Here is a 23,447-nt window from a genome sequence, read left to right on the forward strand (position 1 = left end):
CCAGCTGTGACTGCTTTTAAGGGACTTCTTGATCAGACCAGCCTCAGGCTTGGCGTGTTCCGTCGCGGCGCTCCCGGATTTCCTGGACAAAATCGTTCCACCAAGGCTTATGATTGGAGACGTGCTTTGTATTGCCGGACCCGTCGCCCCATTTGACCCATAGCGGCTCCACCTGCGTCTGCATGTTCTCGAGGCTGCCATACTCAGGAAGGAGCCATTTGCGGCCGATTTGAGAGTGAAGCACTTCATCCGCCCAATCGTAATCCTGAAACAGGGTCGCCAGCTCATGGCCGGATTTTTGGGCGATTTGCCATTCCCAACGTTTGCCCGTGTTCTTGTTCATTAAGCCTTGTTCGATGGCCCAAAGCACTGTATGCGCTTCCAACGGCTCAAATCTCGTATTGAGGGAAACAGACGAGCTGATATCGATCGGATATTTGTAAAAAGCAACCCCGTGCGCATACAAGCCAACCTCACCCATCATTGCATGACGTGCCTCATCCCATAATTGCCGGGAGATATCTGTGTAATACTCCCACGGTTTTCCCGTCGTTTTGTAGAGGATCGGCCCCATCCATTCCGGAACGTCCATTTCGCGAAGTCTTTTGTAGAGCAGGGCGTACGTCCGTTCATCGCTTTCCCGGTTCTCGTCTTTATAATAAGCGTCGATTTCGGCAGAGCGGTTAAAAGGATCGGTAAACCGCTCGTCCCGCCGCGGCATCGCATCCATTTCGTAACGGGTTCCGTCCGATCGGGGTTCAGCGGGATGCTGCATCTCCGGCTTCAGTAAATCCCCGAAAATCCCTCCTGCATCAAGCAGGTAGAATCGTAAGATCTCCTGCCAATGCCGGGAGAGAGCGGCATCATTCGCTTCGCGCGTCAAAGCGGCCAGCGCCTGTTCACCCCAAGCCTGCATCTCCTCTTCTTCGCGCAGGATGATCTTTAAGATCCGGCAGGTTGGCTGATCAGTTAACGGGTTGGTTTCCTCCAAGTGCCTGCGGATCGAGCGGATCATTTCGGGTTTAATGACGGCATAAATTCCCGTGAGCAGCTCGATCGTAGTATCCGACCGGATCAACTCGTCCATCAGCTTCTCGAGACCAGGGTCAGGTACTTTGTCCAAATAAAGCGGAGGCTCCCGCATTTCGGACACTCTTTTGCGAAGGGACGCCGCGTGTTCCGCATCCAGCCACAGATGCAAGCTGAATGCGCTCTTGACCTCCCATTCCGGCGTACGGGCAATATGAGCGGAATAAATCGCATGGAGCCGTGTTTTTACATAGTTGAACCGCCTCAATAAGGCTACATTGTCATCGATAGAAAAACCAGGTTTACAAGCTTCGTCATAGCTGCACAGGCCAGCTAATGGAGGGATGCCTAGATTATCTATTTCTACTCTCATGATACTGCCCTCTTTCTTTACGGATTTGATTTATCTTTAATATATAAGCATCCCTGCTTTCTGTCTTTGCTGAAATGTACCATCTTTTTATCAAAAACAATTGTTCAATGCGCTCTTTGGAAAGCTTATGCGGTTGTCCGGATGATATAATCCGCTGTTCGTATGGCAAGAGCAACCGTGGTCAATGTAGGATTCGCCGACCTCAGATAAGGGAGAACGCTGTTATCTGCAACGAATAACCCGGATACGCCGTGAATTTGTCCAAACCGGTTCGTAGCAGAGGTTGCGGGGTCGTCGCCCATACGGCATGTGCAGGATTCATGGTCGCCAGCGACGATGGCCTGACGCCCAAAATGAGTCGTACCGAAACCAAGCGCGGCTGCAAATCTGTTCAACGCTTCTTCCGCTATGTCGAGAATCTTGAGGTCCTCCGCAGTATTGGAATAATGGATCTCCACCTTGGGAAAGCGATGTTGTAATACAACTCCATTTCCCGAATCGGGAAAGGCCAATCCTGCTCTGTCATGTACATGCGCGGCGTAACCGCATTCCACGCAAGCATCCTTCCGCCCAAAGCCGGCTTCGATAACGCCGATTTTCTTGCCGTTATTCCCCCATTGCTCGCATAGCCGCCAGAGAGCTGCTCCTCCGCCTGCCCCCGTGCCGACGAAGGACGTCATATTCGGTCTGACTCATGCTTTTGAGCGGTGTTGTCGGTATCCAGTTCGGTCTGGATATTCCAATATCGCTGCTCTGCTCCTTATCCGCATTAGCCCGCAACATAACCACCTCGCCGGATTTGTTATTGCCCCAAATAATCCCCGCCGTTAATATGGAAAATTTGTCCGGTGACATAAGAGGAGTCCTCCGAGCCCAAATAAACATATATAGGCGCAAGCTCAAAAGGCTCAGAGGGTCTTCCCATCGGCATTTCGTTTCCCAGCGTCATATAAGCCTCCGGAGGCATGGAAGATGGGATAATGGGTGTCCACGTCGATGACGGGGCTACCGCATTGACCCGGATTCCCCGAGGGAGAAGAGACATGGCCATGGAACGGGTAAAGGTATTGATCGCTCCCTTGGTAGATGCGTAATCAATTAAGGTTTGATATCCGGAGTTTGCGGTTCTGGAAGAGGTCGAAATAATGGAGCTGCCGGGCTTAAGATGAGGAAGGGCCGCTTTGGTCAGAAAGAAAACCGAAAAAAAGTTGTTTCGAAACGTGAATTCCAGCTGCGAAGTCGTGATGTGCTCAATGCTTTCCTGATAAAACTACATGGCGGCATTATTTATTAATATATCAAGGCGCCCGAAATGGTTGACAGTCTGTGCGACAGCCTTCTGGCAGAACAATTCATCGCCGACATCTCCTGGAATCGTGATGCAGCGCTGCCCGATTTGTTCGATCCTCGCTTTTGTTTCTGCAGCATCGCTGTGCTCGTTATAATAAACAATGGCGATATCCGCCCCCTCCTTAGCATAGAGATACGAAACCGCCCGTCCGATTCCGCTGTCGCCGCCAGTAATGAGCATGACTTTATTTTTCAATTTTCCCGATCCTTTATATCGGGGGTTCTCTGAAATGGGTCTTGGGATCATCAGCGATTCAATACCTGGTTGTTGAGGTTGAAATTGCTTAGGGAAATACACCGCCAACTTCTTGCATTTGTTTACCCAACCGTATACTGGGAACATACTCATGAAAGTTCCTCCCCAAGGGATATTGTAAAAAGGTTCAACGGTTTATGTATATTAAAGAATATATGATCTCATGTGCTATATCGATTTGCATTGAACAAAGCAAAAAGCGGTAGATGAAAGAAAAAAATCATCTACCGCCGAAAGCGGTGAAGCTATGGCTGCATTTAAGAATCCAGTCCTCGAACATTCCGCTCAATGAAATAACATCTGCTGCGAGCAGGGAAGCGCTTGCCGATGACTCACTTCAGCATAATTAATCCTTCAAACTGCGCTTCAATTTCAATACTCCCGGATTGTCCGCTGGAAGCCTGCACTTGAAGGCTTTTGCCATTCATAACCGGATCTAACGCTTGAATGGTGCCTTGATGATCATGGGAAACCAGTTCGTGAGTCAGTAAAGTACCATCCCAGCTGATGCGGTACAGCTTCGTCGAATAAGCCGCTCCTTGTTTCGCCGTTAAGTAGAGCAGTCCTTCCGCCCCGGTTCCAAGCGAAAATACGTCTTTGCACGGGGTATTGTCGTTTGCTTTGTTTAGAACAGCAGTTATGGCCGCACTCTGGTCACGCAGTGGGACCGGTGTAATAAAGCCTTCGCCTGTGCCGATATTTCCGGCGCTGTTACCGGATAAGGTATTCCCGGAGATGTACCATCCAAAGCCGGATTTCTTAAAGAACAAACCATACCGGGAGTTATCGTTTACAATATTATCTGTAATTTTCAGGTTGCGGATGCTGCCGTCAACCTGAATACCGTCTCCGGTATTATTCGTCACTATATTTTGAGAGAGGATGAGGTTAGAATCAACGGACATACCGGCAATACGAATCCCCCCGCCTTTGCGGCTTTCGGTAACCGTATTGTCACTGATGATAATATTCTTGGCGTTGTGATTGACTGCATATTCCAGATGAATACCATAGTTATAGGCATGATGGATGTTATTGCCTGAAATCGTTATAAAGCTTCCATCAATAATATAGATTCCGGAGTTCAGGTTTACATCGGGATCGTTCTCAACCCCGTCAATAATGTTGCCGATGATATTCAGATATTTGGCGCCACCTTCGATATGTATGGCTTCGTAACGGGTTTTCTCAATGACGTTGCCCGTGATCGTGATATTGTCCGCTCCTGCAATTCCGATCCCGAATCCCGCCATTTTCGATTTACCAAGCCCTTTGGGGACCGAAATGTAATTTCCCGCAATCACGAAATGTTCCTCTGCTTCATTCGCCTGACCGGGATGATTCAGCTCTATAGCGTCGCTGTAGATATCAATGAACTGGTTGTTAATCACCCGGATATCCTTGATAGAAACGGCCATTTTATTGGTCAGCAGGCCATAGGAGACCTTTTCAAAGTGGTTGCCGCTAATTTGCACATGTTCAATACCGGGGTTGTTCATATTGATTGCTTGTGAATGGATACCGGTAAACGTATTGTTCATTATCCATACATTGTTTACATTCTTATGAATGTCAATGCTGATATTGCCGGCTGTCTGCGTATTGTTTAACCACAGCCCCTCAACCACAACATTGTGCTGCCCGGCCGCTATGACCAAGACAGCGAAATCTGCTTTCGTATTGGTTTTCGTAATTTTAGCACGGGCCCCCATGACTTTGGTTCCCGAATAGATATATAGATTGTTCGATACCACATAAGTTCCTTCTGGAAGGTATACGACCCCGCCGCCTGATTTTTTGGCTTGATTCAGCGCAAGTTGAATCGCAGCCGTATCGTTCTTTTTACCGTTGCCGGCAGCGCCGAATTTGTTGCTTTTGACATTAAATACATTTGCATATTCCACTGGAGCATCGGAGAGATACTTTTTAACTGAATCCTGTATTTCGCTATTCACAAGCAGGGTTTGGCTGGCTTCCATCCGGTTGCTGGCGGTTTCCACTTTCCCCGTCGTCGTAGCGGATGCCGTAATGGTAAACATCATAAAGATGAGAACACATACGATGCCAAATGCCGTCCATTTCTTCATATTTACTCCTTTCTCATCATGGATAGCTGCTGTATCTATGATTACGTAATAATCGCCGGCTTTGAAGCGAAGGCAGCCGGAACCTTACCGCCTTCCTTCTGACTTGACCTGTCGAGCTGCAGCTGTGAGATAAATCCGGATTGAAAGCAGGCAAGCCAGAAGGTTAATTGAATAAACGCAAACGAGTCGAATTGCATGAGCGAATAGGCAAGAAGCACCATGATCATCTTAGCAAAGTTTCTTCCTTTAAAGGAATGAAAAAGAGCAGCTACTGCCATCAGCAGCAGCATTCCGATAAGTCCGAATTCGGACAATAACCGGGTGTACATATTGTACTGCGGAAGAGATAGATTAGTCGTTGCCTGGCTAAATTCGCTTCCCTTCTTCAGTAAACTTGGTGGAACCATATCCAGATGGTTCATGTAGCCATAGTAGAAATTCCCTAAACCATAGCCGATCATCGGGTTATCCAAAAATGCACGCAATCCAATTTCAGAATACGTGGAACGGATACTAAAAGAAATATCCTTCGATATTATCGATGGATTACTCATCATGTTCGCGATGCGGTGATAATGGTCTGCCTTCAAATGAAAGATGTTTTGTACAAAAATGACGTTTAGAAGGACGGCGATTATACTTGCCATAGCCGTCAATTTCATAATGATCTTAAAGCCTTCTCTCGCCTTTGAAGTGACGAATACATACACGATATACAAGACGAGCAAATCAATCATGTACCGGATCGACAGCGAGAATAATGAAATGGGAATAAAGGAAAAAACAATCCATTTATCAAGTTTGGATAAGCAGTTCTTGTTCTTTAGGATCAAATAAGCGGGTATAAGAAATAAGTTCGTGTGCAATCCGATATAGGAAGGCTCCGAAAAAGTAAAATGAACCCTGTTCGCCACACGGTAAATGTCACGGTTTACAAACAAATCGATTAGGGTGCTGATCATTCCGCTTCTGAAGGCATAAATGTAGATCAGCTGAAGGACGCCTACTGCAATCGCTACTCCATAGCCTCTCAGAATATATTTAAAGAGCTTTAGATACGATGCATCCTTGTTATTGCGATAGATGAATATTCTAAAGCTTAAGTAGACGAGCAGTCCTGCGCCCAGTGATGAAATCGCGTCCATTAACCCGATGAAAGAATAATGCATTTTCACATTTTGAAAACCCGTATACAAAACGATAGTGATAAAAATAACCGCAATCCACAATTCGATTGCCCGGTATCGGAGTCGAAATAGATAAGGCAGATTCAATATAAAGTATACAGCGATAAATAACAATGAGATAGGTTTATAGGCTTGACCGAACATAAGCGGGAAGTTATCAAGCGGAAATAAGAAAGCCGCGATATACATCCATACATTCATACTATTTTCCCCTTTTTATTGTATTGTCTTACGAACCGGTATGATTCAAGATGGCTCCGATAATCCGTGCATGGGCACGCTCCAAGCTTTTCTTTGCTTGTTTGACCCTTTCTTTTTCTTCCTTCCCTTCCATGACCACCATAACGACCCCGTCGCATATAGCGCTGACTGTCAGGCAATCCGCTGCCTCTAGAACTGAAGGTGCATCAAATAGAATGATATCGTAATGCAGCCGAAGCTCATCCATGAGCTGGTACATACGGTATGACCTCAACAATTCGGACGAAATGGCAGGCAGCTGTCCGCTTGTAATGAGGAACAAATGATGAATCGGTGTATCTTTCACGACTTCCTGCCAGGTATGCTTGTCCGTCAAAATGCTGGTCAAACCGGTACTGTTCGGCTGGTTGAATATCCGATGCACCGAAGGGTTTTGGAAGTTCATATCCACAATCAGCACGTTCTTGTCTTCTTGTGCGAAAGTAACCGCCAAATTGCTGACGGTCGTCGTTTTCCCTTCTCCCTTCCCGGAAGAGGTAATCATGATCACTTTGACCGGATTACCGGATGCATAACGAATATTCGTCCTAAGCTTCCGATAGGATTCAGAGATCGGTGAATTCGGTTTGTTAATCGTAATTAAGTTAATTTCATTGGCTAACTGTCGCATACTGTTCTCCACCTGCCTTACTGTCGGATGCTGCGTAAGGACGTTTACGTTTCCGGCGCTGCTTCTTCATCTTCATCACTGAAACCAGCACGGGCAGGCCGAGATCGGCTTCGAGATCAGCCTCCGACTTATACGTTTTGTCCATATAATCGAGGAAGAACACCAGTCCTGCTGCAAACATCAAGGAGATGAAAAGACTAATCAGAATATCCATTTGCGGGTTTGAGTTTATCGGAACATGCGATCCGTTTAGGTTGGCTTCTGCAAGAATGGTTACGTTATCTATGTTCATAATCTTGGGGATCTGCTGTTTGAACACGTTTGAGATCGCATTGACGTTATTGACCGCTCGCTCGTAGGAGGTATCGGTGTACATTAAGCTCATGAGTAGAGAATTGTCCGCTGCTGCTACGGAAACTCTGGACAGTTCGCGCGTGCTGGCATGGAGGCCGGGGTATTGCTCGACTACTTTATTCAGGATGGCAGGTGAGTGGATAATCTCTTTATACGAATGAATCAGCATCATATCCGTCTGGATTTTTTTGATATCTGTACCCATTTTGCTGCTCTTGGACGGTTGATTGACGATCAGTTTCACGGCAGCGGTATAAACCGGAGTGACCATATAGTAGCTTCGAATGCCTGTCGCAGCGCAAGCGATCATAACGATTAGTACGATAAGCCACAGCTTCTTCTGAAACAGCCTGAAATAATATTTAAGTTCCACGATCGTTCTCTCCTCATGATTCAAAATGGGTAAACGGAAATATTCTTCAAATGATGCGGTTCGTTTTTGCTGGGTTATGTCGGTTCTTGAGGAAATGTTTTCAAATTAATGTGTAAGATATTTGTAATTTTTGAATAAAGTATAAAATAATTTGCATCATTCGGCCTATTATAGCCAATATATCCCAAAATACCTGTCGATTAAGGGGAGATTTATTTTGCAAAGCGCTTCTAATTTTGTCGAATGAGGCGATGTAATGGTTGAGTTTCCTCTTTTCATTCCTTTCATGTCGAATGTCCGTCTCTTTTCTCGTTTTCGGATGGGGTAAGGAGATCATGAAATACGGCGCCGCGGGATGGCGGTGGCGGGTCAGTCTCATCATGAAGGAGATTTTAAGGCAATCTGCCAGCCGCCTAAAGAGAGATTTTTGTATGAATCTAAGGCGGTCCCAGCAGGTGAGTTTATACATCTTGGACGGCCTATTTGAGCGCTTCGGTTCTTTAAAAGCTTATAATGATGGCAAAGATGATTCGTAGCTCTGTTATCTTTTCAACAATCGGCTGCAGGGTGTGAAAGGGGAGGATTCATATGTGGAGGACGATCTTTTCCTATATTCCAAACGGGATGGTTTGCATGCAGGCAGCGATCACGTTTATCGTGCCTTTTATGATTTTCAAGTTTTTTCAATGGATCCGTAATGCAGAGGAAGAGTGAACAGCATGCGTAATGACAACACCGCCAAACCATGGACAGTTGACCCTGAATACCGCCTAACCGGCGATTATTCTGCGGATATTCTTTCTATCAAGACTGCTGTCGCACCGCATACAGACGTACATGTTCGTGAATTTCTCCTCGGCGGGATCGGCGTTAAAGCGGCTCTGTTGTTCGTGGACGGGTTATCTGACAAGGAACTTATCGACAAGCATATATTGAGATCGTTAATAAGCGATTTTAGCTTTGAGAGGCTGCAAGCTTCAGATGGGAACGTAATCATTTCTAAAGATTTTATTATCAATCAAGTCCTGACCATATGCGAAATAAGCGAGACCGTATTCTTAAAAGAAATGGTATCCAAAGTCTTACTAGGAGCAACCGCAATTATTTTCGAAGGTATATTGGAAGCCTTCATTCTTGGAACTGTAAAGGCAAATCGCGCAATATTGAAGAGCCGATCTCTGAGGCGTTAATTCGCGGTCCGAGGATTGGATTCACGGAAAGTATTAAAGATAACACATCGTTATTGCGCCACCATGGCGAGAACAGCAGTTTATTATTAACCGGCTTCAAAGTCGGCAAGCGAGCACACATCGATCTTGTTATGGCTTATATGGGGGATATTGCCGATCCGGATTTGGTTGCTGAAATAACCCGAAGAATCAATAAAATTGATATGGACCATATTCCTGAATCCGGGTATATTGAGCAGCTGATTGAGGATAATTATCTGAGCATATTCCAGCAGGTTCAGAATACGGAGCGGCCTGATCGGGTAATCGGCGTATTAATGGAGGGCAGAGTCGCCATTCTGCTTGACGGGACACCATTTGCGCTCATCGTTCCAGTCACGTTCAGCATGCTGCTTCAATCACCTGAGGATTATTATGAACGGTGGGTACCGGGAACACTGATGCGGCTATTAAGGTTTCTAGCCGCATTTATCTCGTTATTAGGACCCGCCCTGTATATCTCCTTTATTTCGTTCCATCCCGGCTTGATTCCAACTAAGCTTGCCATTTCGATCATTGGAACGCGTGAAGGGGTGCCGTTCTCATCTCTTGTCGAAGCCCAAGATTATGGAGATATCGATTGAAATCCTGCGTGAAGCCGGACTTCGGCTGCCCAAACCGATCGGTCCTGCGATGGGAATCGTAGGGGGTCTTATTATCGGGGAGGCTGCCGTTCAAGCAGGCATTGTCAGTCCCATTCTGGTTATCGTCGTAGCCGTAACCGCGATTTCATCCTTTGCTATTCCTCAATATAGCGCAGGTATCACCCTGCGGATTCTAAGGTTTGCAGGAATGATCTGCGCGGCAACGTTCGGATTGTTTGGGGTGACGTTATTTTTCCTCTTCTTATGCAGTCATTTGGTGAAATTAAAGAGCTTTGGCGTTAATTATACTACTCCGGCTGTTCCTTACCGTTTAAGCGACTGGAAGGACTTCATGCTGCGCGTGCCGCTCATGATGATGAAACGAAGAAGATTTTGGGGCAAACCCGTATTACACTTGTGTGAATGACTTGCTGCGTTGTTTTGGCATTCGCGGTTTACTTCTGCACCATGCACAGATCCGGCGCAGCGGGGTGATAGGTGTCGGCAGTCAACCGCATGACGCATGGGCATCTATACTGGATTTTTACAGCTATTTCGGGCTTAGGATGTACGAATGAGCGCTATACTGGAAATTTCCAGTTATACATGCATAATTGAGCTCCAAAAGGCTCATTTTGGGGTGATTTAGCTGTATGGAATGCAGTATAGAGACAGCCTTAATCGGATGGAGGTCTTTTTAACTGTACGTATTCCAGTATAGGCTAGAGTGTAACAGGTATCTGATCTAAAAAGAAACTTCGACCTCAAATCAATTTCATTCCGCTCATGAACATAGCTTGTTGCTGCGCGGCTCGGCCATTACTAGAGTTCAACTTCTCAATAGCACATGAACCGCGTAAGGCTGCAGCAGGATGCTTCCCTGAACTGTTTCTTCGCTCAAGGCGTCCTTGAATACACCGTCCAAATCCACCTCGATCGAGCCGTTGTTATGATTGAGCAGCATAAGGTAGGTCTGACCGGCTTTCGTTCTCAGGGCGGCTTCAACCCCGTCATATACCTTCGGTAATAGGGTAACGATGCCTTCTTGATCCAGAATAAGCTTCATCAGCCTGTCCATAGCAGCCTCATCCAGGTCGCAGCCGACGTAGTAAACACGGCCCTTGCCGAAAGCATGGACGGTCACGGCCGGCTTATCCTTGTAGTAATGACTGCCGTAGTCCGCAATCGTTTGGGCACCGCTTGCCTTCAGAACATCGCACCACATGGAGGCATGGCCTTCGCCGAAAGAGCCTTTCACGCTGACCGTACGGCCGAAGTTGACAGAATCGAATTCCTCGAGCTCCACGCCAGCTAACTTGCGGAACAAGCCGGGGAAGGTCATGGTGGTCATCCGGTTATTCCAAGTCCGCGTACCTGAACGGAAGGTGATGAGCAAGGAACCGCCATTCTCCACATAAGCCTCGCATTTCATCGCAATTTCTTCCGTCATTAAATTGAAGGCAGGCATAAGGACAAGCTTGTAGGGAGAGAAGTCCGTCTCCACGCTCGTCACATCCAAGCCCACATGCTGCTTGGCGACAGACTTGTAGTAAGCGTCGAGCAGCCCGCCATAAGAGAACTTCTTGTTGTGAGGCTGCGCACGATGGCTCCAATTGTTGTCATAGCTCTTGATCAGGGCAACGGAATTGATATTCTCCGCACCCACATATAGCGAAGACAGCTTCGAGATTTCGCTGCCGATTTGGGCAATTTCACGATAACGTCTGCGGCCGATGCCGTCATGATCGAGAATGCCATGCCAATACTGCTCGATACCCACCGTGCACGCCCGCCAGCGGAAGTAGACCATACCTTCGGCACCATGTGCGATAGCTTGATAGGTCCATAGGCGCACTTGACCGGGCTCGGGTGTATCTCCCATGGAATGCCAGCCGCATGGGCCGCTTTGCTGTTCCATCATCCAGAAGTTTTGATGTTTAATGCCTCTCATCAAATCATGCGCCATCGAGACGGCGGCAGGCGAGGACTTGCCCCACATGTTGTTCGGATAATTGTCCCAGCTGATAAAATCGAGATCCTTGCCCAGATCGAAATAATCCAGCTCGCTGAAATGTCCCATCAGGTTATGGGTGATGGGCAGTGCGCTTAAAGCGCGGATTTCATCGATTTGCAGTCGCTGGTAATCTGCCGTAGAGTCTGAGAAGAATCGTTGATAATCGAGCTGCAGGCCCGGATTATGATTAAATGGGGTGGACAGCAGATTGCCGGAGCCGGCGTTCTGGCTGAAGCCATCGCTGGCCGAATAGACGGGCAGGATAATCTCCTCCCAGTTTCGGTAAGTGTGGCTCCAGAAAATCGTTCCCCATTCTTCGTTGAGCTTATCGATGGCTCCATATTTATTGCGAAGCCATAACCGGAAGGCTGACAAATCGCTCTCGCAGTAACAGGCCCCGCCGAATTCATTGTCGATTTGCCAGGCTATGACATGCTCATTGCCCTTGTAATGCTCAGCCATGGCCCGCGCAATCTTCTTGGAGTAGTCGCGGTATACAGGATGATTGATACAATAATGTCTTCTTGTGCCAAAACCCTTAGTCAGGCCGTAGACATCTGCCGGATACATATCCGGGTGTTTGTCCATCATCCATTTGGGCGCTGCGGCGGTCGGCGTGCCGAGGACGATCTTAATGCCTTCACGGGCCAGAATCTCAATGGAACGGTCAAGCCAATTGAAGTCGTAAACACCCTCCTCAGGCTCCATTTTGGCCCAGGCGAACTCGGCCAGCCGTACCACATTGATATTCGCTTCGCGCATCATCTTGGCATCGATCGGCCAGCGCTCCTCCGGCCAATGCTCGGGGTAATAGTCTACACCAAAATACATACTGAATTCCCCTCTTCATCGATAATATGTTAGTATTATGCTAAACGAGCTATTGATACGTTCATTATAACGATTGAATATATGAGAGGTAAATACGACGATTATGATAAACGTATTAATATTATGCTATTTGAAAGGTGGTTTGGATGAGGGTAAACCATTTTTTGGGGGCGCCTCGCTTTCCCCATTTCATTTGTTATCCGGAATCCTTCGGACATTATTATGAGGATCCCACACATAGCGAGAATCGGGCCGCCGGGCAGCTCGCCTCCTATAATTGGCATATCGTGCGCGGAGGCAAAGGATATTTGCGGGTCGGCAATGAGACGATCGGGCTGCAGGCCGGATCGGGCTTTTTATACGGGCCGGGCGTCGAGCAAACCTACTTTGCGGACAGCTTGGATCCGTGGGATATCAGGTGGGTCCATTTCAAAGGGCAGGGGATCGGGGAATTGCTTCAGGGCAAGGGAGACAGCGAGGTATGGACCTTCTCCTGGAAGGATGCAAAACGGTTGGATGAGCTTTGGGGACAACTGTTATCATGCGGGATTCCGTCTCTGGAGGGAGGGGAAGCGCATGTATCGGCCCTGCTCTATGAAATGATAGCCGAACTCGTGCAGCATGCAGGGGATATTCAGGGTGTACCTGCTTTCGGGAGGCGGAGCAAGCTCATTCAGGCTGCGGAATGGATACGCGAACACAGCTCGCTGCCGCTGACATTGGAACAGATGGCGGATGCGGCGGATTACAGCGTGTCGCATTTCAGCCGGCAGTTCCATTTGCTGCTTGGCAGGACGCCGATTGATTTTCTCACGGAATGCCGCATCGTACATGCCAAGATTTTGCTGGTATCGACCGAATTATCCGTGAAAGCCGTGGCGGAGAAGGTTGGCTTTGCGAGCAGCGCCTACTTTATTCAACGATTCCGCAAATTCGAGAATATGACTCCGGAGCAGTTTCGTCAATTGAGAGGATAAATTTTCGGGCACAGGGAAAGCCGCTCTCCCATTTTAGAGCGCAGCCCGTTATTATTAAGAAGAGACGACAAGCAGAAAGGGAGATTCAAATGCCGAATAAGAGACAAGGGACCTTCGAGATCACAAGTGAACAGCTTACAGTCGAGATTGGGATATGCGGAGAGCCGGGGCAATACGCGGGACCGAGATTTGATTGGACGGGATTCGTTCATCAGGTCAAGCTGAATAAGGGAGGCCATACGTTCTGTGTGCCGGAGAGCTTCATACCTGGCGAAGGTACAGGTGGAGCCGGGCTGTGCAATGAATTTATTTCGGATCTCCCTGTCGGATACGATGAGGCAAAGCCAGGCGGGCAATTTCCAAAAATCGGGATCGGAAAACTGACGAGACTGGATGAACGCGGCTATATCAATGGAACGGCTTACCCCGTTGAGCCTTGCCCTATAAAGATTGAGAGCGGGGAGGACTTCGCAAGGTTCATTGCGGAGCCGGTGATCTGTAACGGATATGCTTTTGCTTACGAGAAGACGTTATCCGTCCAGGGGACGGAACTTAAGATTGAATACAAGCTCAGCAATATAGGTGACAAGCCGATCCATACATTGGAATACGTGCATAATTTTGTCGCCATCGACGGGAATTCGATCGGGCCTGGCTGCCAGCTCCGGCTGCCGCTGGAAATCGCGAATCGGCCGGGTTATGAACCCTCCCCCATACTTACGAAGGATATCCGGACTGCCGGAGACCGCATAGAGTGGGATGCAGTGACAGGAACATTTTATGCTCAGTATCGTGCAGCTGATGGTACGGTTCCATTCTACTGGGAACTGACTGATGAACGATCTGGAGCGGGAATGCGGGAGAAGGGGAGCGAGCCGGTATGGCATTATAGCTTGTGGGGGCAAAGTCACGTGGTATCTCTCGAAGCATTCGTTCGGGTGGACGTTCTGCCCGGCGGCACGAAGAGCTGGTCCAGGACTTACGAGTTTTTTGAATTGGAGCGGTAAGCAACCTCTCCTATCTTCGATCCAAGAGAATCGGCGGTTTCTATCACGAAGCTATAATCCCCTCCAGGTTGACATCGAGCCATCTATTAAGATGAGTTCCGCCAGTGAACCGGAGGGGATTTTTTCTATGGGGAATGAGCTGCTGGAGTTGGAGAGAAGGTGCCCTGAGTGGTGGTGGAGGCAGTTTCAGTCTGCATAATTGGACCTCCCGCTGGGAATGATTTCATTGTAATAACCTTCCTGTGAGAGTGAGTCACCAAAATGGCAGCGTCAATGAATTCAAATGATCCTAAAGCGGCAGAGCCCATTCACCTTCTATGCGCCACAATCGATGAAAATGTAGCAGAAATCAGAAAACGGCTGGGCGACAGCAGCGATAATAAAATCCTTGAGCTGATGATGCCGGCTGGCCGGCTGTCCAGGCTCGCCATTGTGTACACCGAAGGCTTGGCCGATCAAGTCGCCATTTCCGAATATTCGAAAGTGTTGATGGAAATTGATCTGTCCGGCGCACAATTGTCTGAGGATGGCAAGCCGATCGGATCTGAAGCGACCTGCCGGTTGGCCAAAGGAATTGCCAGCGGCTACGGCCCTTTACTGGAAGTGAAGGATTTTGAAGGGCTATTGAATATTGTGCTGATTGGCGGAGTTGCGGTTCTGTCTGACTCGGATCAGGCATTCGCTATTTCCTTGCAAAAATGGAAAGAGCGAACCGTATCGGAGCCGACTACGGAATCCGTTGTCCGCGGTCCGAAGGACGCATTCACGGAATCGATCCGTACGAACACAGCCTTAATCCGGCGCAAAATCCGTTATCCGGATCTATGGCTTGAAACCAAAACCGTCGGCCGGATCAGCCAAACCGATGTCGGTATCATGTATGTGAAGGGGCTGGCTGATGAATCGATTGTAGACGAAGTCCGAAACCGGATCGGAAGCATTGATATTGACGGCATTTTGGAAAGCGGATATATCGAGGAATCGATTCAGGATACAACCTTTTCGCCCTTCCCTACGATTTATAATTCAGAGCGGCCCGATGTCATCGCAGCTGAGCTGTTGGAGGGGAAAGTCGCTATTCTGGTTGATGGAACCCCATTCGTTCTCGTCGTGCCGGCACTTCTTATTTCATTCATGCATTCGCCGGAGGATTATTATCAGCGATATGATATCAGCAGCCTTATTCGGCTTCTTAGGTTTATCGGCGGGTTCATTGCCCTGCTTGGCCCTTCTATGTACGTGGCGATTACGACCTTCCATCAGGAGATGCTGCCGACACCGCTGCTGATCAGCTTGGCGAGTCAGCGGGAGGGGATTCCTTTTCCAGCCTTTATCGAGGCTGTTATTATGGAGGTTACCTTTGAGATTTTGCGGGAAGCGGGTCTGCGAATGCCCCGGACGATCGGCATGGCCGTTTCCGTCGTTGGAACTCTTGTCATCGGCCAGGCTGCTGTTGCCGCCGGTATCGTCTCAGCTGCTATGGTCATCGTCGTATCGATGACGGCGATCAGCAGCTTTATTTTTCCGGCCTATAGTATTTCCAACACCATTCGGATGCTTCGTTTTCCGCTTATGGGACTGGCTGCATCATTCGGTTTGGTCGGTGTCTTCGTAGGCATGCTGGGAATTATTACCCATCTAGCGGGGTTGTCGTCCTTCGGTGTCCCTTATGCAAGCCCATTCACGCCGCTGCAAAGCATGAGCGATGCGAAAGATACGCTCATCCGGCTGCCGGTATGGGCGATGAAGAAGAGGCCCTCGGTGTTTGCCAAGCTCAATCCCGTTAGACAGCGAACGAAATCAAGCAAATCCTAAAGATTCAGGCTAGGGAGGGAGGACCTCATGCGTCTATTCGCGCTGATGCTCTGCGGGTTCGTCTGTCTGGGCGTCATGACCGGATGCTGGAATAGGAAGGAGCTGAATGATCTAAGTATCGTGGTCGGTTTCGGAATCGACAAAGCCAAAAATCAGTACAAAGTATCTGCGCAAGTTGTAAATCCTGGCGCATACGACATGAAGACGGGAAGTGCCAATTTGGCTCCCGTCACGCTCTATTCCTCCTACGGCCCAACCGTATCGGAAGCGATACGCCGAATGACGACCATGACGCCGCGCTTCAATTATTTCGCTCATCTGCGCATCTTGATTTTCTCTGAAGAGCTGTCGAGAGAAGGAATTGGAAAAACATTGGATTATATGTCGCGAAACCGTGAATTCCGGAATGATTTCAATATCATCGTAGCTCGGGGCGTCAAGGCTGAACAGCTGCTTAATTTTATGACTCCGCTTGAGAGGAATCCATCTAACAGCATGTTCAAGATGCTGGAAGTCTCTACGAAGGTGTGGTCGCCTTCTGTCTCTACCAAGCTGGATCAGCTGGTAACTTCACTGTCTGTTGAAGGTTCCTCTGCGGTATTGACGGGAATCCGATTAAAGGGGGATATCGAGGAAGGGGCGAAGTCCTCTAACGTTAGCGCCATTAAGCCGTCTGCCCATTACGAGTATGGGGGCCTGGCTATTTTTCGGAGGGATAAGCTGATCGGATGGATGAATGAAAAGGAGAGCAGGGGATACTCGACGATTACCGATCAAGTGGATGAATCGATCGTCACTATCGATTGTCCATCCGGCGGAAAGCTATCGGTCAGCGGCATAAGAGTTCAATCCGAGATAAAGGCATCTCTCGCTCAAAGGAAACCGGAATTCGATATTACGATCAAAGGCGAGGGAGACATCGAGGACATGGAATGTAAACTTGGTCTTCAGAAGGAATCGCAGCTGAAGGAATTGCAAACGCGGCTGGAAGACGAGATTGCCGGCTTCTGTCAAGCGGCTCTATCCAAAGCAAGAAGAGTGAAATCGGATATTTTTGGCTTCGGCAATGCTCTTCACAGGTCAAATCCCCGGTACTGGAACAAGGTCAAGAAGGATTGGCAGAACGACTGGACGGAATCGCAGGTACACATCCATGTCCACTATGTAATCAGGCGGCTTGGAACAATTAGTTCTGGCGTAATGGACGAAATGAAGGAGTGATGCCTGGATGAAATGGATCTGGGTGGCAGCCGCAGTTTATTTTATCGTGTTCGTGGAAGGGATCGCGCTAATAAAAAAAGGATCGAGGCGGGATTCGGTTACCTTTATCATTCTTCTCGGTATCGCTGCTTCGATGTCGGCGGCGCAAAGCTTTGGAATTGCCATTCCGAATCCGAATGATTGGTATGATTGGGTGTTTACGCCGCTATCGAGGTTGGTTAAAGGAGTGCTTTACTAACGAAACGCAAATATAGAGAGGGGGGCGGTTATGGAAGGACAAATGGGCATGACGAGCCGTCAGTTTTTCATTTGCATCTTTCTGTTCACCATCGGCACGGCTATTCTGGCGGTCCCCTCCAGTATAGCGGCTGAGGCCCGGCAGAATGCTTGGCAGCCCCCCGTTATCGGGATAGGTGTGGGGATGGTCATGGTGCTTTTGTACGTATCCGTCAGTAAGAATGGCGGTGCCAAAACCTTATTCGAAATTAACGAATCGGTGCTTGGCAGGTGGATCGGCTGGGTGGTGAATATGTTCCTGACGTTCTCTATATTGATGTTTTGTGCGCAATTGTTGTTCTATCTCGGAAACTTTGTACTGACACAATTTATGCCGGAGACACCGCTTATCAGCATTAGTCTATTGTTTGGAAGCGTCGGCATCATGGCTGTCAGGTCAGGCTTGCAGACGCTTGTAAGGAGTGCGGAATTGTTTTTCCCATGGTTTTGCTTCTTTCTTGCACTGCTGATTGTGCTCTCGATTCCTCAGGTCAAGACAGACAACCTGCTGCCCCTGTTCGAGGCTGATATGCCGGGCATTCTGAGAAGCGCCTATACCTTCGACAGTTATACGTTCCTGCCGCTCATTTTTATACTGTTCATCCTTAGCTCCAGTATAATCCGCCCAAAGTCAGCTTATCGGAATATGTATCTGGCCAGCGCTCTTGGAGGGCTGGTTCTCATCCTGATTATCCTTCTATCTATTGGCGTACTTGGCGCAAAAGAAAGTGCAATGGACTTGTATCCGAGCTATGAATTGGCAAAAGCGATTAATATCGCGGGATTTCTGCAGCGTATTGAAGCGATTATGGCGTTCATTTGGTTTATTTCAGTTTATATAAAGATGGCGTTCTTCCTGCACTGCACGGTGCAAGGAATGAAGCATCTGTTTCGATTGAAGCATCCTAGAGCGATGGCTTTGCCCGCCGGTTGGATCGCGATTGTGCTGTCGACCGTTGTGTACCCGAACGCCATGTACATGAAGGATTGGGACAGCAGGGTATGGTCCGCTTTTTCATTAGTGCTCGGTATCGTCTATCCGCTTATACTTCTTGCGATAGCGATTGTACGCAGGAAAATTGCGCAGAGCCGCGGCACGGTACAGGATCAGGAATAAAGCCTTCCATAACGAAGACATGATCATTCTACTCAAGGTCAGTCCCTCTGTATCGATGATCTATAGTATACTGGATAGACCTTGAATATCTTCTCTAAAGGGAGTGAATGATCTGGCTAAGGCTAAAATCTTCATCAGCTCCGTCGGACAAGATGAGCTTGTTCCGCTCCGGAATACGGTGTTCGATGAATTGACGGCAATGGGTCATGAGCCGATGATGTACGAAAGAAACTTTGGACCTTGGGATAATCATCAGACCTCCGTTCGGCGATGTCTGAGTAAGGTGGAGGAATCGGACATCTTTCTCTTGTTCATTAAAGACAAAGGAGGCACCTTCTATCCGGATGCGGACCGGACGGTTACCCATATGGAATATATGCGTGCGCTCCAGACCAATAAGACGATTCTCGTCTTCGTTGAATCCAGCATCAAACGAAATTATTTTGCTGCAGCAAAGCCGGTTATTGCTGAGCTGACGGCTCAATATATGAGCGAAACCGGCCGTTATCCCAAAGCCTCGGAGCTGATTCGCTCCCTGCAGGTGCAGGGGGGATTGCCAGCGCAGGTAGATCCTTATGTGTGGCTGCTCGTGGATGACCTCGTGAAGAAAAATATGTACTTTGAGGAGCTGGCCCTTGGTGTCCCCATTCAATGGCGGGAATATTTCAGCGACCTCCTGCGAAGAGGCGTACTGCTGCTCCCGCTGGAGCATACCTTCGAGACCTATGTGAATCAGCTGAGGGAGCATGAGCAGTTCTATGAATTCATCGAACAGAACATGCCGCTCTTCCAGCAGGTATCCACTTTGCCTATCCTGTCATTCTTGACGTCGTTTATGAATAAACTGAAGGGCGGCATGGTTAAGCATAGCTACGGCGACTTCATGACCGATGACATTGGCATGTTCCATGACTGCTCGGCGATTACGCTTTACAAGGCGGCCCATGATCGGATGATTCTTATCGATGCGGTCGGCCACGCCTCTAAGGCGCCTTATTATTTATTAAGCAATCATCAATCTTATGTAGCGATTACATACAACCGGACACAACGGGAAAACGTCTTTTTTGATGAGAAGAAGAAAATGTTCTATCTTACAATCAAATGCGGGGAGAGGGTCATGACCTGCCACTTCAAGGCGGAACCGAGCTGGACAACCGATACGTTTATGACTTTCCGGGAAAGCGTCATGTATGGTATAATGAGTCACAACAAAATGATGTTTGAGTTTACACGCAAACTGATCGGAGGGATGCAGGAATGACAACGGTATACGTAGCAAAGGATGGACAAATTACGGAAGCGGTTGGCCAGCAGCCCAAAGACGCGCTGCTCTTCATATCCCCGAACAAGAGCTTCGAGGATATGCTCAAAGAAGAGAAAGCTCAGACCCAAAGTGCGATCGAATTAATCAGAAGCCGATTTGCCGCAGCCAAGCGCCATTAAGCGGGCGGTTAACATGATAGGAAATTTAATGCTCTCCTTCCTGAGGTAAATGAACCTGCAGGCGGGGGAGTTTTTTTGTGCGGTTAGGAATGCCTTGCAAGCAGCTATCAGGTATACCTTGTTTCGCAGGGGCAGCTGATATAGACCAAGGCGGCGCTCATAGGATCGGCGCCGCCTAAAGTTGGATCACCAGCATGACAAAATAGTTGTCGGCACCGCCTGATGGTTATGCGAGCTGAGACAGAATTTCCTGCTTAAACCGCTCAATCGCGATGTCTGTATCTACGGTGTAACCGCATTCAAGTCCGACGAAGCCTGAGAAGCCGGTCGCCTGAATGGCCCTAAGAATTTGGATATAATTCAACTCGCCTGTGCCGGGCTGCTTCCGGCCTGGGTTATCTGCGATGTGGTAGTGGTTAATGCGGTCGATATAGCCGGTTGCATTGCGGATCACATTGCCTTCCGTTATCTGTTGGTGATAGACATCGAAGACAAGCTTGATGTTCGGACTTCCCACCTGATCGATGACGTCGACCGATTCGTCGGAGCGCTGCAGGAAATGACCATGATGATCGACGAGTCCATTCAAGGGCTCGAGTTCCAATACGATGCCGGCTTCTTCAAACAGCGGGGCACAGCGCTTCAGCGTTTCGACCATCGTTTGTCTTTGAACTTCGCGGCTTATCCCCTCTATGACGTTGCCGGTCTGGGAAATGACAGAGCGAATATTGAGGATGCGGCAGGCTTCAATCGTCTGCTCTATACCTTCCAAATAAGCATCGCGCAAGGATTCATCGACCAGGCTGATGAATTTGGTGCAGGTAGCGCTGATGCCGACTCCGATTCGTTCCTGCTCCTTGGCCGTTTTCTTGATGTCATTCAAATTCCACCATGCGTAATATTCCAGGCCGTGAAATCCATGCTCTTTAATTTTTTCCAGATGATAAATCTCGTCTTTACCGGAATAGGCTCCGATGCACAAGGAATATTTCATAATGTCAGCATCTCCTTTACGACATTCAAATTAAGGAAACCGGCTTGCCGGATGCAGCCGATTCGTTGGCGGCAATTGTGATGTTATGTGTGTGAAGCGAGTCAGCGTAATCAGAGAGAATACGGGAACGATCACCGGTCCGCAGGGCATAGATGAAGGCTTCATCTTCAACGAAATAGGGATTCGCAGTGTTTGGATGAAGCTGAGTCCCTTGGGAGGATATATCGCGAAGTGCGTCGCTTCTTAGCTCAAGAACCCCTTTGTTCGTATAGATGTCCAGTCCGACGTGATGGCCGACTGGCAGCAGGCAGGTGTTTGAGATCGTAGCTATCATGCCGCTCGCAAGCTTCATCGTGACACTGCCTACATCGGGAACGTCGGTACCCTCGACTTGCTCGTCCATCACCTGAAGAGCATAGGAGGCGTAGACTTCCCTAACCTCGCCGCAGATATAACGGAGCAAGTCCACGATATGGGTGGTTTGTTCGACGAATTGTCCGCCCGAGCCAGCCTGTACTCTCCACCAAGGAACCATGGGCATACCGCCCATCCAGTAGCCCAGCGCCATTCCTGCCTTACTGTCCGCAAGCAATTGTTTGGCCAGATTCGCGGATTCATTATATCGCCAATGGTAACCGACCGAAGTGAGGAGATTGCTTGCTTTGACCTGCTTGGCAATGGCATCCGGAACTTCACGGTCGATGCCCAGCGGCTTTTCAACCAAGAACGGGATTCCCCGCTGGACTAATTTCAACTCCGCTTCCCCATGGGCCATAGGAGGAACGCAAACATAGACGCCATCAAGGGAGGTGCTGTCCAGCATCTCGTCTAAATTAGAAAAAGCTTTCGCTCCATTATGCTCGGATGCGACTTTCTGAGCCCGCTGAGCATCGACATCGTAGAATGCCGACAGGGAGACGCCATCCATTTGTACGAGGTTCTTAAGATGATGCTGGGCGATTCCGCCTGATCCGATAAATCCAAGCTTCGTAGTCATCCTCTTCATCACTCCTGATCGATAGAGTATAGTATAAATCAAGTACGCTCCTATTCTAGTTCAAATGATATTCAATTAAAATATAAGATAACTCGTCTTTAATATCGTAAAATGAAACTTGAGGTGAGATATGAGTTCCTCCTACAGCAGACATTTCGTTACGACAGAATGGGATCGGCGGCTGCCGCTCCATCTCACGAGTGTAGGTTATTCGGAGCATCAGGGCAGCATAAACAGAGAGAGCGGGTTCGTAAACTTCCATTGGCTGCATACGGTATCCGGCAGCGGTGAGTTTACGGTAAACGGCAAGACGGTGAAGCTGCTGCCGAATCAAGGCATCCTCCTCAGGCCTGGCGTACCTCACAGCTATTATCCGGAAACAGCAATCTGGTCGACCTGGTATATGACTTTCGATGGGGCGCTTGCCAATCCCATTGCCGCTTCCTTAGATATTCAGCAGATGCTCCCGCTTGGTTGGGAGAAGGATTGCCCCCTTGCCGCCATCCACGAGCAGTATAGGGAAAAATGCGGCTACAGCTTTGATTTAGCCGGTATTAACGGCTCGCTTGAGGTGTACGCGTTCCTGTCCCAGATTAAGCAATTCAGCCAATCCAGCGGGAATCCGTCCCTCTCCAAAGGACATGAGCGATTAACGCCTATTTATCTGCTCATCGAGGAACAGTTCTGGAATCCAAATCTTGGACTAATGATGATGGCGGATACGCTGCAAGTAAGCCCGCAGTACCTCAATACGCTGTTCCGGAAAAGCTGGGGCATAAGCCCCTATCAATATCTGGTTCAATTCCGGATACAGAAATCCAAGGAACTGTTGGTGGCGGATCGCGCTAGAACGGTCAAAGACATTTCAGGAGCCGTAGGCTTTCAGGATGACAGCCATTTCGTATATACCTTCCACAAGGTGACGGGCATGACTCCGGTTCAGTTCCGCTTGCAGTATGGGGAGTAGCGCTTATGATTGGCTGGATTTTATGGCTGTAAACAGGAAAAAGCCTCTCCAAATGGTTGTTTCTCCGCTTGGAAGAGGCTCTGGTTTCCTTG

Annotated in this window: 19 protein-coding genes and 2 pseudogenes; 11 read left to right on the top strand and 10 right to left on the bottom strand. The window is 48.5% G+C overall.

What is annotated here, in order from left to right; translation table 11 throughout:
• Positions 1 to 43: 43 nt before the first annotated feature.
• From ACFPYJ_RS09625 to ACFPYJ_RS09655, 7 genes and pseudogenes are all read right to left on the bottom strand, one after another.
• Entirely contained in the window at positions 44 to 1,402 is a 1,359-nt protein-coding gene (locus ACFPYJ_RS09625; protein ID WP_379187894.1) for a hypothetical protein, read from the bottom strand.
• A gap of 125 nt (positions 1,403 to 1,527) precedes the next feature.
• Complete coding sequence (locus tag ACFPYJ_RS09630) at positions 1,528 to 2,082, bottom strand: GMC family oxidoreductase (RefSeq protein WP_379187895.1); 555 nt, start codon at positions 2,080 to 2,082, stop codon at positions 1,528 to 1,530.
• A gap of 122 nt (positions 2,083 to 2,204) precedes the next feature.
• Positions 2,205 to 3,101 (bottom strand): annotated as a pseudogene (locus tag ACFPYJ_RS09635) (SDR family oxidoreductase).
• Positions 3,102 to 3,340: 239 nt separating this feature from the next.
• Positions 3,341 to 5,095, bottom strand: a complete 1,755-nt coding sequence (locus ACFPYJ_RS09640) for a right-handed parallel beta-helix repeat-containing protein (RefSeq protein ID WP_379187896.1) — start codon at positions 5,093 to 5,095, stop codon at positions 3,341 to 3,343.
• A gap of 41 nt (positions 5,096 to 5,136) precedes the next feature.
• Positions 5,137 to 6,483 (bottom strand): O-antigen ligase family protein, encoded by a 1,347-nt coding sequence (locus ACFPYJ_RS09645; RefSeq protein ID WP_379187897.1) that lies wholly within the window; start codon positions 6,481 to 6,483, stop codon positions 5,137 to 5,139.
• Between the two features lie 28 nt (positions 6,484 to 6,511).
• A complete protein-coding gene (locus ACFPYJ_RS09650; RefSeq protein ID WP_379187898.1) occupies positions 6,512 to 7,153 on the bottom strand; it encodes a CpsD/CapB family tyrosine-protein kinase in 642 nt (213 codons plus the stop codon).
• A complete protein-coding gene (locus ACFPYJ_RS09655) occupies positions 7,134 to 7,880 on the bottom strand; it encodes a YveK family protein (protein WP_379187899.1) in 747 nt (248 codons plus the stop codon). The genes ACFPYJ_RS09650 and ACFPYJ_RS09655 overlap by 20 nt, the downstream gene beginning before the upstream one ends.
• A gap of 588 nt (positions 7,881 to 8,468) precedes the next feature.
• Here ACFPYJ_RS09655 and ACFPYJ_RS09660 point away from each other — a divergent pair.
• A complete protein-coding gene (locus ACFPYJ_RS09660) occupies positions 8,469 to 8,594 on the top strand; it encodes a hypothetical protein (RefSeq protein ID WP_379187900.1) in 126 nt (41 codons plus the stop codon).
• 5 nt (positions 8,595 to 8,599) lie between these two features.
• Positions 8,600 to 10,120, top strand: a pseudogene (locus ACFPYJ_RS09665) (spore germination protein).
• A gap of 402 nt (positions 10,121 to 10,522) precedes the next feature.
• On the opposite strand, the gene ACFPYJ_RS09670 reads toward ACFPYJ_RS09665, so the two are convergent.
• The gene (locus tag ACFPYJ_RS09670) at positions 10,523 to 12,538 is read right to left on the bottom strand and encodes a beta-galactosidase (RefSeq protein WP_379187901.1); all 2,016 of its coding nucleotides are present in this window, start codon (positions 12,536 to 12,538) and stop codon (positions 10,523 to 10,525) included.
• 146 nt (positions 12,539 to 12,684) lie between these two features.
• Between ACFPYJ_RS09670 and ACFPYJ_RS09675 the strand changes: the two genes are divergently transcribed.
• The 8 genes from ACFPYJ_RS09675 to ACFPYJ_RS09710 all read left to right on the top strand — a co-directional run bounded on the left by ACFPYJ_RS09675 (position 12,685) and on the right by ACFPYJ_RS09710 (position 20,397).
• Entirely contained in the window at positions 12,685 to 13,515 is an 831-nt protein-coding gene (locus tag ACFPYJ_RS09675) for an AraC family transcriptional regulator (protein WP_379187902.1), read from the top strand.
• An 89-nt stretch (positions 13,516 to 13,604) separates the two neighbouring features.
• Complete coding sequence (locus ACFPYJ_RS09680; protein ID WP_379187903.1) at positions 13,605 to 14,522, top strand: hypothetical protein; 918 nt, start codon at positions 13,605 to 13,607, stop codon at positions 14,520 to 14,522.
• A 261-nt stretch (positions 14,523 to 14,783) separates the two neighbouring features.
• On the top strand, positions 14,784 to 16,337 hold the full coding sequence (locus tag ACFPYJ_RS09685) for a spore germination protein (protein ID WP_379187904.1): 1,554 nt from the start codon (positions 14,784 to 14,786) through the stop codon (positions 16,335 to 16,337).
• Positions 16,338 to 16,364: 27 nt separating this feature from the next.
• Positions 16,365 to 17,558: a Ger(x)C family spore germination protein gene (locus ACFPYJ_RS09690; RefSeq protein WP_379187905.1), complete on the top strand. Its 1,194-nt coding sequence runs from the start codon at positions 16,365 to 16,367 to the stop codon at positions 17,556 to 17,558.
• A gap of 7 nt (positions 17,559 to 17,565) precedes the next feature.
• Positions 17,566 to 17,796, top strand: a complete 231-nt coding sequence (locus tag ACFPYJ_RS09695) for a hypothetical protein (RefSeq protein ID WP_379187906.1) — start codon at positions 17,566 to 17,568, stop codon at positions 17,794 to 17,796.
• A 30-nt stretch (positions 17,797 to 17,826) separates the two neighbouring features.
• Positions 17,827 to 18,951 carry a GerAB/ArcD/ProY family transporter gene (locus ACFPYJ_RS09700; protein WP_379187907.1) on the top strand — a complete coding sequence of 375 codons (1,125 nt, stop codon included), beginning with the start codon at positions 17,827 to 17,829 and terminating at the stop codon, positions 18,949 to 18,951.
• A 103-nt stretch (positions 18,952 to 19,054) separates the two neighbouring features.
• On the top strand, positions 19,055 to 20,215 hold the full coding sequence (locus ACFPYJ_RS09705) for a DUF4062 domain-containing protein (RefSeq protein ID WP_379187908.1): 1,161 nt from the start codon (positions 19,055 to 19,057) through the stop codon (positions 20,213 to 20,215).
• A complete protein-coding gene (locus ACFPYJ_RS09710) occupies positions 20,212 to 20,397 on the top strand; it encodes a hypothetical protein (protein ID WP_379187909.1) in 186 nt (61 codons plus the stop codon). The genes ACFPYJ_RS09705 and ACFPYJ_RS09710 overlap by 4 nt, the downstream gene beginning before the upstream one ends.
• Before the next feature lie 226 nt (positions 20,398 to 20,623).
• On the opposite strand, the gene ACFPYJ_RS09715 is transcribed toward ACFPYJ_RS09710, so the two are convergent.
• Together ACFPYJ_RS09715 and ACFPYJ_RS09720 are read right to left on the bottom strand one after the other, a co-directional pair.
• Positions 20,624 to 21,391: a TIM barrel protein gene (locus tag ACFPYJ_RS09715; RefSeq protein ID WP_379187910.1), complete on the bottom strand. Its 768-nt coding sequence runs from the start codon at positions 21,389 to 21,391 to the stop codon at positions 20,624 to 20,626.
• Positions 21,392 to 21,416: 25 nt separating this feature from the next.
• Complete coding sequence (locus ACFPYJ_RS09720; RefSeq protein ID WP_379187911.1) at positions 21,417 to 22,388, bottom strand: Gfo/Idh/MocA family protein; 972 nt, start codon at positions 22,386 to 22,388, stop codon at positions 21,417 to 21,419.
• A gap of 130 nt (positions 22,389 to 22,518) precedes the next feature.
• Here ACFPYJ_RS09720 and ACFPYJ_RS09725 point away from each other — a divergent pair, with 130 nt between their 5' ends.
• Entirely contained in the window at positions 22,519 to 23,355 is an 837-nt protein-coding gene (locus ACFPYJ_RS09725) for an AraC family transcriptional regulator (protein ID WP_379187912.1), read from the top strand.
• The last annotated feature ends 92 nt before the right edge of the window (positions 23,356 to 23,447 follow it).

The sequence above is a fragment of the Paenibacillus solisilvae genome (assembly GCF_042656405.1).
In the GTDB taxonomy this organism is placed as follows: Bacteria; Bacillota; Bacilli; order Paenibacillales; family Paenibacillaceae; genus Paenibacillus_Z; species Paenibacillus_Z solisilvae.